This is a genomic window from Protofrankia sp. CiP1_Cm_nod1 (assembly GCF_920888515.1).
Lineage (GTDB): Bacteria > Actinomycetota > Actinomycetes > Frankiales > Frankiaceae > Protofrankia.
In genome coordinates, this window is record NZ_CAKKTM010000143.1 from 1 (window position 1) to 11,564 (window position 11,564).

Sequence of the window (11,564 nt, forward strand, 5' to 3'; positions counted from 1 at the left end):
CAGGATGCGGCTCCGGCGGCGCCGCGCGCGGCCGCCCTGGCGGCGGGAGCCGCCACCCCGGCCGGAGCGGGTGACCCGCACGTTCCGGTACCCCTGCGGGTGGCCGCGGGATGGTCGTGGCGCCTGCTCGTCGTCGGCGTGGCGATCTATATATTCATGCTCGTCATCGGGCGCGTCCGCGTCGTGGTGATCCCGGTGATCGCCGGTCTGCTCATCAGCGCCATGATCTATCCGACGGCGATACGGCTGCGCCGGCACGGGGTGCCCAAGCTGGCGGCGTCCTTCGTGACCGTCTTCGGCTTCCTGATCCTGGTGGCGGGCGCCGGGGTGGGCGTCGGCTTCAACGCGGCCAACGAGTTCCCGAGCCTTTCCGACCAGGTCAGCCAGGGTGTGGAGCAGGTCCGCGACTATCTGCGGGACGGCCCGCTGCACCTGTCGCAGAGCCAGCTGGACGATCTCACCAACGACATCACCAGGACGTTGGCGAACAACCGGGGACGGCTGGTCTCCGGTGTGCTCTCCGGCGCCACGGTCGCCGCCGAGGTGCTCACCGGCATCCTGCTCACCCTGTTCACGACCTTCTTCTTCGTCCACGACGGCGACCGGATCTGGGACTGGATCGTGACCCGTTTCCCCCCGGGCACCGAGGAACGGGTCCGGGGCGCGGGGAAGGAGGCGTGGGCGACCATCACCGGGTACATCCGCGGGACGATGTTCGTCGCGCTGGTGGACGCGATCGGTATCACCATCGGCCTGCTGGTCGTCGGGGTGCCCCTGGTCGCGCCGTTGGCACTGCTGACCTTTCTCGGGGGGTTCATCCCGATCGTCGGCGCGACGGTGGCGGGTGTGGCGGCCATCCTGGTCACGCTCGTCTCCAACGGCCTGGTACCCGCGCTGGTCATCCTCGGCGTGGTGCTCGCCGTGCAGCAGATCGAAGGCCATCTGCTGCAGCCGCTGGTCATGCGGCGGGCGGTGCGGCTGCATCCGCTGGCGATCGTCGTCTCGCTGTCCGCGGGCGGGGTGCTCGCCGGCATCCCCGGAGCGGTCGCCGCCGTGCCGTTCGTGGCGGTGGTCAACAGGGTCGCGAGCTATCTCGCCCGATCCGGGAAGTAGCCACCCGCCCCTGGTGGTTGGGCCTGAGTGACCGATGAACCCGGGCCTTCCGGCGGCGCGGCACCCATGATCGTCCTGCCGGCGTGCCCGTTTCTGGTGATCAGGAGTGACTTGTGACCACACAGCCCGGGATCGAGACCGTGTCCACACGCCCGTCACCTGCCTCCGGAGCGCAACCGGGGCCTGCCGGCTCTTCCGGCCCGTCCGCCCCCGCGCAGGCCGGTTTCTGGTTCGACCCGAGCTGCCCGTGGGCGTGGCTGACGTCGCGCTGGGCGCTGAACGTCGAACAGGTACGGCCGGTGCGGTTCAGCTGGCACGTGATGAGCCTCGCCGTTCTCAACGAGGGCCGGGAGGACCTCCCGCAGCGGTACCGGGAGGGGATGAAGCGCGCGTGGGGGCCGGTGCGGATCAGTGTCGCCGCCGCGGCACACCACGGTGACGAGGTGCTGCTCCCGCTGTACACGGCGCTGGGCCGGCGCCGTCACCTGGAGAAGGCGGAGTGGGACGCCGACACCTTCGCCGCCGCGCTGACCGAGGCCGGGCTGCCCACGGACCTCGTGGACGCGGCCACCTCGGACGAGTTCGACGAGGCGGTGCGGGCCAGCCACCACGACGGCATGGACCGGGTGGGCCTGGACGTCGGAACCCCGGTGATCGCGGTGGGGGACACCGCCTTCTTCGGCCCGGTCGTCACCCCGTCGCCGAAGGGCGAGGCCGCCGGCCGGCTCTGGGACGGGGTGCTGCTCGTCGCCGGCACACCCGGCTTCTACGAGCTCAAGCGTACCCGGGACCTGCCCCCCATATTCGACTGATACGGCATCCGGCCGTTCGGCCGGGTGGCACTCGACCGTTCGGTCGGGCGCTGTCTGTGTTCGGCCAGGCGGGTTTCCGTGTTCGCCCGGGCGGTGTCGGCGGTCCGGCCGGACCGCCGTGCGCACCCGCCGGCCCGGGTGGGCGCCCGGCCCGGCGGGTGCGTTGTCCGCCTTTCCGGTGGGAGCCGGCATAGGGGGCGCGTGGGGCGGGCATCATTGCCACCCATGCGCGTTCATCTTGGTTCCGACCACGCGGGCTTCCACCTGAAGGCCTCGTTGATCACATGGCTGACCGAGCAGGGGCACACCCCGGTCGATCACGGGCCTGCCTCCTACGACCCGGACGACGACTACCCGCCGTACGTGCTCGCCGCCGCGGCCGCGGCCGCGGACGAGCCGGACGCCTTCGGCATCGTTCTCGGCGGCTCCGGCAACGGCGAGGTCATCTGCGCGAACAAGGTCTCCGGAGTGCGCGCGGCGCTGGTCTGGAGCACCGAGACCGCCCGGCTCGCCCGGCTGCACAACGACGCCAACGTGATCAGTCTCGGTGCCCGGCTGCACACCGTCTCCGAGGCCGTGGGTTTTGTCGAGACGTTCCTGCGGACGCCGTTCAGCGCCGAGCAGCGTCATGTCCGGCGGATCGGGATGATCTCTTCTTACGAGCGGACCGGTGACGTTCAGGTGCCGTCGGCGCCGCTGGCGCCCTGACGTCGACGCTGTGCCCGGCCGGTGTCAGCCGTCGGATCCGTCCACGGTCGCCGGCGGATGACCACGCTGCGCTCGGCGTCGGCCAGGTCGTCGGGGCCGGGGCGGGCGATGTCGCGGGCGCGCATCGCCGTCCCCGGGGGCAGCCGTGACCGGCCGGCGCCGATCAACGCGCGCAGGCCGGGATCGCCGGTGTTGCGGCGTCGGCCGGGCCTGTCCTGCTGGCCCTGCTGGCCCTGCTGGCCGTTGCCGGGGTGCTCCGGGGCGGCCCGCCGCGGGCCCGGCCCGTCCGCGGCCCTGTCGTTGTCGGCCTCGCCGTTGCCGGCTCTGCCGTTGCTGGGCCGCCCGCTGTCGGGGTGGCCGCTGTCGGACATGCTGTCGCCGGACGCGGCGTTGCCGGGGCCACCCCCGGAGCCGGGCCTGTCGAACTGACGGCGTTGCGTCATCACCTGTTCCTTCCCGCGGTGCCCCTCGGGGGGCGTCCACCGGATCCAGGGTGCTCCGGTCCGGGGCGGCCTGGCCAGGGTGACCGGGCCGTACCGTCCGCGCCGCGCGCCCCGGCCGGCCCGCGGAAGCCGGCGGATCTCATCTCCACGATACTTTCAGCGCAAAATGCGTCCACGTTTGCCGGGGGGAGCCGGACGAATTCCTGGCGGCGGGGTTCCCTATTTCCGTCCGGGGTATATGTCGGGGCGCGACGGTGAGCGGGGAGGTGGCGTGCCGGATGCGCGGGGAAAGATGACCGGGTATTGTCCCCGGCTCCCATGAGGTACCGGGAGAATCCCGTCGGCGGCTGTGCCGGCCGGAGCCGGGAAAGGCCGGAGCCGGGCCCGCCCGGAGCGCCTCTCGGCTGATCCGATGCCGGAGGTGTCCGTGAGCAGTACCGGGAACGGCCCAACGCCGTTGGACGGGTGCCTGCCCGGGCGGAACAGCCACCGTGTCGTGTCCGCTGAAGCGCGCGGTGCGGTGCCTGCCCGGTTTCCGGTCGTCACCCGGCCGGGGTGTGTCGACGGGGAACGGGTATCGTCTGGTCGCCGTCTGATATCGGCGGAATGTCACTGGCAGGCCGAAGGGCGAATGATTACGGCTTTTTCGTGGGCTCACAGGCGGCAGCGGATATGGCGCGTGCGCCGGATGACCGGAGGCGGCCGGGGCGCCGGCCGCACAGCGCCGGCCCGCGCCGGAGCCAGCCGGAAGCTCATAATGATGGGCCGGATCGCGAAAGCGGGCGAACGGACGATCACCACGGCGGAAGCCGTCCTCGGCTGGCGGCCCACCCACCAACGCCCGCCCACCCGGCCGGCGGGCGTTGGTGGGACAACCCCGCGGGTCGCGGCTTTCCGGGCGGTACCGTGCCTTCCCCGCCTGGGCGGGGAGCGGTCGTGGTGTGACGAATCGTGGACTGTCGGATGTGCGTCGGGGTGATGTCAGGATGGCGGGCGCGGGAAGGGAGCGCGCCTGCGGGAGGATGCCATGAGCGTACGCGTGGGGCGCTGCCGCCGCGTGGGCGGGCGGTCGTGCTCAGGGGCTGGTGTCCTGGCAGCGAAGCCGATGGCGATGCTACCGATTGTGAGGTTGCGGTGACGGTGTTCGGATCCGGTGTCGCAGATTCTCGGAGGTGTCCCAGTGTGCGGTCACACTCCGAGCGGACACGGACCGTGACCGTGACCGTGACCGTGACCGCAGCCGCGGCCACGGCCGTCGGGGCGAGCCGGCCGCGGGTCCGGTGCCCGGCCCCCGTCGTGTGCCGTCCAAAGGTTCTGGCATGTCGTCCAGAGGTTTTGGCATGCTGTCGGCCGCCGGTCGGTGCGTCGTTAGCCGTCGGGCATGCATCCGGCGCGGCGTCTCACATCCTGACGGCCGGGCGATATCGCGTCGACGCTTCGGCCGGGCATCGGGCGGCCCGAAGTACCTCGAGATCGGCAGGCGGCCACAATTGCCTCTGTCGCTGCCGACCCAGCTTGGGAGTGACTCTTGGACCACGTTCCCGTCAGTGTCGTCATCCCCGCCTTCAACGAGGCACACCGGCTCCCGGAGGCGCTGCCTCGCCTGACCTCCGTGCTGGGCAGGCTCGCCGGCGCGGAAGTGATCGTTGTTGATGACGGCAGTACGGACCGCACCGCCGAGGTCGCCCAGCAGCTGTTGAGCGGGTTCCCGCGGTCGAGCGTCGTGAAGCTCCCCTGGAACTCCGGCAAGGGCGCCGCTGTCCGGACCGGGGTCGCGATGGCCCGGGGCGCGTCGATCGTGTTCATGGACGCCGACATGGCCTCGGACGTGAACGACCTCCCGCTGCTGCTCGCGGCCCTGCAGGACGCCGAGGTGGCGCTGGGGTCACGCCGCATCGGTGGCAGCACGGTCCGCTCGAACGGCCGGCGGATGGGCAGCTGGGCGTTCAACCAGATCACCCGGACGTTCACGGCGCTGGACGTCGCCGACACCCAGTGCGGCTTCAAGGCGTTCCGTCACGCGGAGGCGAAGCTGTTGTTCAGCCTGTCCCGCTCGACCGGCTTCGGGTTCGACGTCGAGGTCCTCTCGCTGGCGCGGTCGATGGGCTACCGGATCACGGAGGTGCCCGTCCACTGGTCGGAGATGGCGGGTGGGACGTTCCGGGTGAGCCGGCACACCCCGGCGATGCTGGTCGACGTGCTGCGGGCCAGGCGCTACCACCGGCGCCGGGTCGTGCCCACGCCCGTGCCGCTGGGCCTGCGTCCCGTCGAGGCGCAGCCGCCGGTTGTGCTCCAGCCGGTGCCCACGCCGCTGACGGTCGTCCGGCGCCCCGGCGTGAGCACGGCCCCGGCGGCCGCGGACGACACGCAGCCGTCGCAGGCCCCGGTCGCCCGGGTGATCAGTATGGGCACCGGCGCCCTGGTGGCCGGCGGCGCCCCGGCGGAGATGCCCGCCTCGCCGGCCATCCTCCCGGCGGGCCGGGACGCCAGCCGGCTCCCGGCGGGCCGGGAGAGCGGGCGGCAGCCGGCCCCCCGCGAGGTCGTCTGAAGGCGCCGTCGCGGCCCCTGGGCCCCGGCTGAAGCCCGGGACCCCGGCTGAAGGCTGGGCCCCGGCTGAAGCCCTGGGCCTGGCTGAAACGGGATCGGACCGGCTCACGCCAGCCCTCCCGCCGGGTTGCCGGCATGTCATGTTCCGGCTGTGGCACCGGATGGGTGCCGGACGAGCCGCCGGCGTCGCCACCGAGCCCGGCCGATACGGCAGGACCGCGCTCCGGCCGTGGCCTCGCAGGGCCGGCTGATGACGGCCGTGGTGGGCTGCGGGCCGGTGCGCGGCGAGCAGGACCGGGGCCGGTGCGCGGCGAACAGGAGCGATGCCGCTGCCCCTCCGTCCGGGCTGTGCTGTCGCGCTCGGCACCCTGCTTGATGATTTATTGTTTTTCATTGTTACTCTGTTGCCTCGATGGTCATTTTTGCACTATCTGTGAACGATAACGCACTTTACGTGCGACTCACCGTGTTTACGGGCTGAAAAATTGTTCGAATTTTGCTCTGCGGATGCCTGCTCTCGTGGCTGTTCATTCTGGTATTCATTCCGCTGTCTGTTTCGGTGCTGTGGTCACTGATGGCCGCTTGCCTGTCACCGGGGAGAATCCGGCGACAAGCGAGGTCTTCACCACTGTTTCCGGCCGGATCACATCAACGGCCCCGGCGGGCCGGAAACTGGGCTGCGTGGGGATCCGTCGTGGGGACGTGCGCCGCTGAACCGTTCTCCTGACCGGGACGGACGGGCAGGAAGAAGGAGGACGTGAACATCGACTCCCACGAAATGTGGCGGTCCGCGCTGCTCCCGGGACCATCCGCACCCGTGACCCCCGTGCCGCGCGCCGGATCGTCCATGCCGCCGGTATCGACCGGCCCGATCCAGGATGATCTGATCCCGGATCTGATCCCGGAACGCCCCTTCTCGGTGCTGGAAGATCTGATCGTCGCCTCTGACCGCAGGACCGCGCCGATCTCGGTCGGGATGATCGCTCGCACCCGTGAGATCATCGATCCGTTCATCCTGCGGGACGCGGTGATCGACGTCCTGATGCGCCATCCGATGGCCCGGGCGCGGATGCGCACGGGGCTGTCCGGCCGGCGGTGGTGGTTCCCGTACACCCCGGACGACGTGCTGACAGTGGCAAAAGGTGATGGCGACGACGACGTGTGGGAGATGTTTGCGGAGATCTGCTCGCGCCCGTTCGACCTGACCGCGTCCTGCCCGCTGCGGGTCCTGCACGTGCGGCTGCCCACCGGCGACGCGGTCGCCGTTGCCGCGCATCATGTCGCCCTGGACGGGATGAGCGTGGCGACGCTGCTGCGCGCGATCCTTCAGCGTTGCCCCGCCACCGCTGCGCGCGTGGAGGACGGCGCGGCTCCCGGGCCGGTGCGGCTGACCGGGCCGGCGTCGGCACGGCCGCCCGAAGAGCCGCCTGAGCCGGTCAGACCGGTGCGGCCGGCCACATCCACCGGTGCGCGTGGGCCGGTGCCCGGCCAGGCGGCGCCGGCACCGTTCCCGGTGATCCTCCGGCCGGCACCGGCCCGTGCGGTGAGCCGGCTCGTCTCCGGGCCGCGGTTGCCGCGACTGCCGCGGTTGCCCAGCCGGGTCGCCCCGTCGCCGGGGGGCCGGACGGACGGCCGCGCGCGTTACGAGAAGGCGCGTCCCGGCCAGGCAGCGGATGATCGTCACAGTTCCGCCTATGGGGTGTACTGCCAGCGCGTCCCGATCCCGAGGTCCGTCCGGACGCTGGTGGCGGATACGCCGGCCACGGTCAACGATCTTCTGCTGACCGCCGCGAAAGTGGCTGTCCAGCGGTGGAACGCCACGGCCGGGCAGCACACCACGACGGTCCGGGTACGCATGCCGGTCAGCCGGCGCACCCCGGCCTCGGGCGATACGGCCGCCATCGGGAACCACACCGGCGAGGTCCTGATCGTGACGACCCCGCGGGACCGCCGGGATCCCGCCACCCTGCTCGCCGCGGTGCGCCGGCAGACGGCGGTGGGCAAGACGGCCGGGCCCCCGCCGGTCGCCGGCGGCAGGATCGGTGGTGTCGTCCGACTGGCCGGTCCTGCCCGTCACGCACTGTTACGGGTAGGTGTGGGGCTGGCCCGGCCGTTGCTGATGCCGACGATCACCGTGACCAACCTGGGCCGGCTGGCCGGCCTGCCGGCGTCGGGCGCGCCCGGGCCGGACGTCACGTCGCTGCACTTCGCGGCGTTCGCCGGGCTGCCGCAGGGGCTGGTGATAGCCGCCGCCGGCTACCGCGGTGAGCTCAGCCTGACCTTCTGCTACCACCGCGACCTGTTCGACCGGGCCGCCGTGCGCCGCTTCGCGCAGGTGTACCGGACAGCCCTGGATGAACTGACCGGCCTCCCACTGTCAGAGGCAGCAGCCCAGCCCGCCGCCGTCGGGTGACGCGGACACCGTCCGCGGCGCTGCCCGGCAGCGGGTGCCACCGGCCGGAAGAGGAGACGGCAGGTGGTTCCGGTCGTTACCGCGGCGGTTCCCACCTACGGGTTCCGCGTCCGTAGGTGGGAACCGTTGTTACCGCGACGTTTTTCACCGACGGCTCTCGAGGGAGCGTCCGCCAGGGACGTGTCAGCCCACTGTAGTGATCATGGACGTGGTGGTTCCGCTGGTGGGCAGCGGGTCGGGCAGGGCGCAGCGGGTGGCGGCGATCAGCAGGTCCTCGCCGGTGGCGGCCCGCGTCTCGATCGGGCCGGTCACGCCGGCCCGGGTGAGCGCGGCGCGGGCGTCGGCGGGGGAGGCCCCGTAGAGGACCGCGACCGCCCGGCCGGGCCCGGCCGCCCCGGCCAGCCGGTCGGATCCGGCTTCTCCGGTCAGGCGGTACACCAGGTCGGTGCGGCGCAGGGCCGGCAGCGGCTGGGTGGGGGCCAGCGGGAACTCCGCGCGGGTCACGGGGTCGTCCGCGCGGCGTGGCCCGCGCCGTCGCCCGCCTGAGGGACGCCCGCCCGGCAAATCGCCCTCGGACGGGCTGCTCTCGGACGGGCTGCCCTCCGGCGTGCTGCCTCCCGGCGAGTTCTCCTCGGACGGCCGCCGGCCCGGGAGGAGCCGCCCACCCGGTCGGTTCCCGGCCGGTAGCCGGCCGCCGAGCGGGCCCCGGCCCGGGTGCGTTCCGCGGCTTCGGGCCGCCAGCCGGTCCATCTCGGCGGTCAGTACCCGGGCGAGCAGTTCGGCGGTGGCGTCCCAGGTGAAACCCGCGGCCCACGCCCGGGCCCGGGAGCGCCAGCGCGCCGCCGCGGCCGGGTCCGCCAGCCTGGCCAGGGCCGTGTCGATCGTCGCCGTGAGCGGGCCGGGCTCGTCCACCAGCCAGCCGGTGTGCCCGTCACGGACGGCGTCACGCAGCCCGGGGACGCGGAAGGCGACCGCCGGCACGCCATGGGCGTTGGCCTCCAGCACCGACAGGCCCCAGCCCTCCCCGTGGGAGGGGTTGACCGTCAGCCAGGCCGTCGCCAGCAGCCGGTCCCGCTCGGCCGCGTCGACATACCCGTGCCAGCGCAGGACCTCCTCGCCGACGCCCAGCCCGCGGGCGTGCCGCAGCAGCCGGTCCCGGTCGGGCCCGTCCCCGACCATCTCCACGACCAGGCCGGGATGGGACGCGCGCAGCGCGGGCAGCGCGTCGATGAGCAGGTGCAGCCGCTTGTGCGGGACCAGCCGCCCGACACAGACGATGGCCGGCCGGCCGGCCGGCCGGGCCGGGGCGGGGCGGGGCGACGTGGGGTGGGCCGCGCCGCCCACCGGGCTGTCGGCGCCACCGGGCACGATGAAGCGGGGCCCGGCCAGCCTCAGCACGTCCCGGGCCTCGTCCCGGGTGGACGGTGACACCACCGCCACCGGGCGCCGCCCGTACACCCAGCGGCTTCCCGGCGTCTCCAGCAGCTGCCCGGCCCTAGCCACCGGCGCCGGGAAGTAGAGCGGGAACTGCCGCTGGTGGACGTGGTGCAGGACCTGGACCACCGCGGTGCCCGCGGGCAGCGCCAGCGGGCTGAAGAACGGGATGCCGTTCTGGCAGTCCACCACCGCGTCGACCCCGCGGCGGTCACGCAGCAGCCGGGCGAGGACGGCCGGGTACACCCCGAACGTGCCGCCGCGGCGGTGGATCTCGACGCCGCGGACGGTGGCCGACCGGGCCTGCCCGGCCGGCCGGGCGGTGAGCAGGCTCACCCGGGCGCCGGCCGCGGCGAAGCGCTCGGCCACCGACTGGCAGTAGAGTTCAGCACCACCGGCCTGCGGGTGGTCGAGATCACGCCAGTTGAGGAACACCACACGACGGCCGGCGAGCGCGTCGATCCACCTGCTCAGACTGCCTGTGGGCGCTGCGGTCACGGGCACCGGCGACTCCTTTCACGGACGGGCTGTCGTCAACCTGCTGACGCCGGTGGCGCAGCCCCCGCCCCAGCCCGCGACGATGGTGCCAGATCGCAGGGACCGGACGTCGCTGGGACGCGGGCGGTGGCTTACCGTGGATCAGCGATGCCCGGCAAAGGGCGGCAAAATGGATCCGCGCAAGCGGGGCCGGGCGGAAGGAGACGGGTGACGAACGTCGGACGTGCGGCGCTCGCGCGTGCCCTCCAGGGGCCCGGGGTGCTCGCGGCCGCCGGGTTCGCTGTCAACGGCGGCAACCTGCTGGCCAACCTGGTGTTCGCCCGGGCGCTCGACGCCGCCAACTACGGCGCGCTGGTCGTCCAGACCGGAATCTTCCTGATCCTGTCGATGGGCGGCTCCGCCCTGCAGATCGCGGTGGTGCAGCGGGACACCTCCGCGCCCGGCCACACCCGGCACCAGCGGGGGTTCTGGATCCGCCGGCTGCGTGGCGTCTGCGCGGTCGGGGTGGCCGTCGCCGGTGTCCTCGGCCTGCTGGCCGCCAGGCCCGCGGCGACGGTGCTGTCCTATCCGCATCCGCTGGCGATCGCGGAGGCGGTCGTGGCCGCGGGGGTGTGGGTGTCGCTGTCGGTCGAGCGCGGCCTGTTGCAGGCCCGCCGCTCCTATCAGGACCTGGCCCGCAACTTCGTCCTGGAGGGCGCGGCCCGGATCGCCGTCACCATCGGTCTGATGTTCGCCGGGCTGGGCGTCAACGGCGCGGGCCTCGGCCTGATCGTCGGTATCGCGCTCGCGACCGAGCACGCTCGGCGGCGTAGCGCGCGGACATCACGCAAAGTAGCGGATATCCGGTGTGCGGCCACCTGTGACGAGCGGATCGGCTCCACCGGGCCGATCCTCCTGCCGCCCGTCTCCACGGTGCGCACCAGGCACGCCCTGCGGCGCGACACGACAACCGCGCTCGCCGCGCTCGTGCCGCTGGCCATGCTGCAGAACATGGACGTGGTCATCGTCGGCTGGCTCAATCCCGGCTCGGTCGGGCCGTACGCCGCCATCGCCACGGCCTGCAAGGTACCGGTGTTCATCGGGCTGGCCGTGGCGAACTTCCTGCTGCCGGAGGCGGCCCGCCGCCGGCAGCAGGGCCGTCCCGCCACGGCGGCGCTGCTCGCGGCGGTCGGCTGGGTGATCGCTCCCGGGCTGCTGCTGGTGGCGGTCGGCGCGGTGGCCGCCCGGCTCCTGCTGTCGGAGGTCTTCGGCCCTGAGCTGACCGCGGGCGCGCCCGCGCTGTGGGTGCTGGCGCTCGCCATGACCTGCCTGGCCGTGACACTGCTGTTCACCAACTACCTGCTGGGCGCGGGCCGCCGCGGCGTGGTGGGTGTGCTCGCGGCCGGGACCGTGCTGACCGGCGGTGGACTGATCATGGCTGGTGGGGATCTGGTCGCCACCGCGACGATGGCGCTCGTCTGCCAGGCCGTGACCGTCTCGCTGGCCGGCCTCATGGTGGTGCGGGCGCACTCGCCCGCAGTGCTGGCGATGGCCGCGGGCACGCCGCCGGGCCAGGCGGCCGGCCCGGCGGCGCGGGCCCAGCCCTGCCTCTTATAC

The 11,564-nt window shown here is 73.0% G+C and carries 8 protein-coding genes; 6 read left to right on the forward strand and 2 right to left on the reverse strand.

Translation table 11 applies throughout. The annotated features are described in order from the left end of the window. From NBX02_RS07095 to NBX02_RS07105, 3 genes are all read left to right on the forward strand, one after another. A partial coding sequence (locus NBX02_RS07095) for an AI-2E family transporter (RefSeq protein WP_250290538.1) occupies positions 1 to 1,113 on the forward strand: 1,113 nt, incomplete at its 5' end. A 113-nt stretch (positions 1,114 to 1,226) separates the two neighbouring features. Further along, the gene (locus NBX02_RS07100; protein ID WP_250285742.1) at positions 1,227 to 1,925 is read left to right on the forward strand and encodes a mycothiol-dependent nitroreductase Rv2466c family protein; all 699 of its coding nucleotides are present in this window, start codon (positions 1,227 to 1,229) and stop codon (positions 1,923 to 1,925) included. Between the two features lie 225 nt (positions 1,926 to 2,150). Next, the gene (locus NBX02_RS07105) at positions 2,151 to 2,633 is read left to right on the forward strand and encodes a ribose-5-phosphate isomerase (RefSeq protein WP_250285743.1); all 483 of its coding nucleotides are present in this window, start codon (positions 2,151 to 2,153) and stop codon (positions 2,631 to 2,633) included. Here NBX02_RS07105 and NBX02_RS07110 read toward each other — a convergent pair. Next, positions 2,603 to 3,076 carry a hypothetical protein gene (locus NBX02_RS07110; protein ID WP_250285744.1) on the reverse strand — a complete coding sequence of 158 codons (474 nt, stop codon included), beginning with the start codon at positions 3,074 to 3,076 and terminating at the stop codon, positions 2,603 to 2,605. The genes NBX02_RS07105 and NBX02_RS07110 overlap by 31 nt on opposite strands. A 1,528-nt stretch (positions 3,077 to 4,604) precedes the next feature. On the opposite strand from NBX02_RS07110, the gene NBX02_RS07115 reads away from it, so the two are divergent. Beyond that, positions 4,605 to 5,624, forward strand: a complete 1,020-nt coding sequence (locus tag NBX02_RS07115; protein ID WP_250285745.1) for a glycosyltransferase — start codon at positions 4,605 to 4,607, stop codon at positions 5,622 to 5,624. A gap of 756 nt (positions 5,625 to 6,380) precedes the next feature. Further along, complete coding sequence (locus NBX02_RS07120) at positions 6,381 to 8,036, forward strand: hypothetical protein (RefSeq protein WP_250285746.1); 1,656 nt, start codon at positions 6,381 to 6,383, stop codon at positions 8,034 to 8,036. A gap of 183 nt (positions 8,037 to 8,219) precedes the next feature. On the opposite strand, the gene NBX02_RS07125 is transcribed toward NBX02_RS07120, so the two are convergent. Then, positions 8,220 to 9,974: a glycosyltransferase family 4 protein gene (locus NBX02_RS07125; protein ID WP_250285747.1), complete on the reverse strand. Its 1,755-nt coding sequence runs from the start codon at positions 9,972 to 9,974 to the stop codon at positions 8,220 to 8,222. Between the two features lie 201 nt (positions 9,975 to 10,175). Between NBX02_RS07125 and NBX02_RS07130 the strand changes: the two genes are divergently transcribed. Next, on the forward strand, positions 10,176 to 11,564 hold a 1,389-nt coding region (locus tag NBX02_RS07130), incomplete at its 3' end, for a polysaccharide biosynthesis protein (protein WP_250290540.1).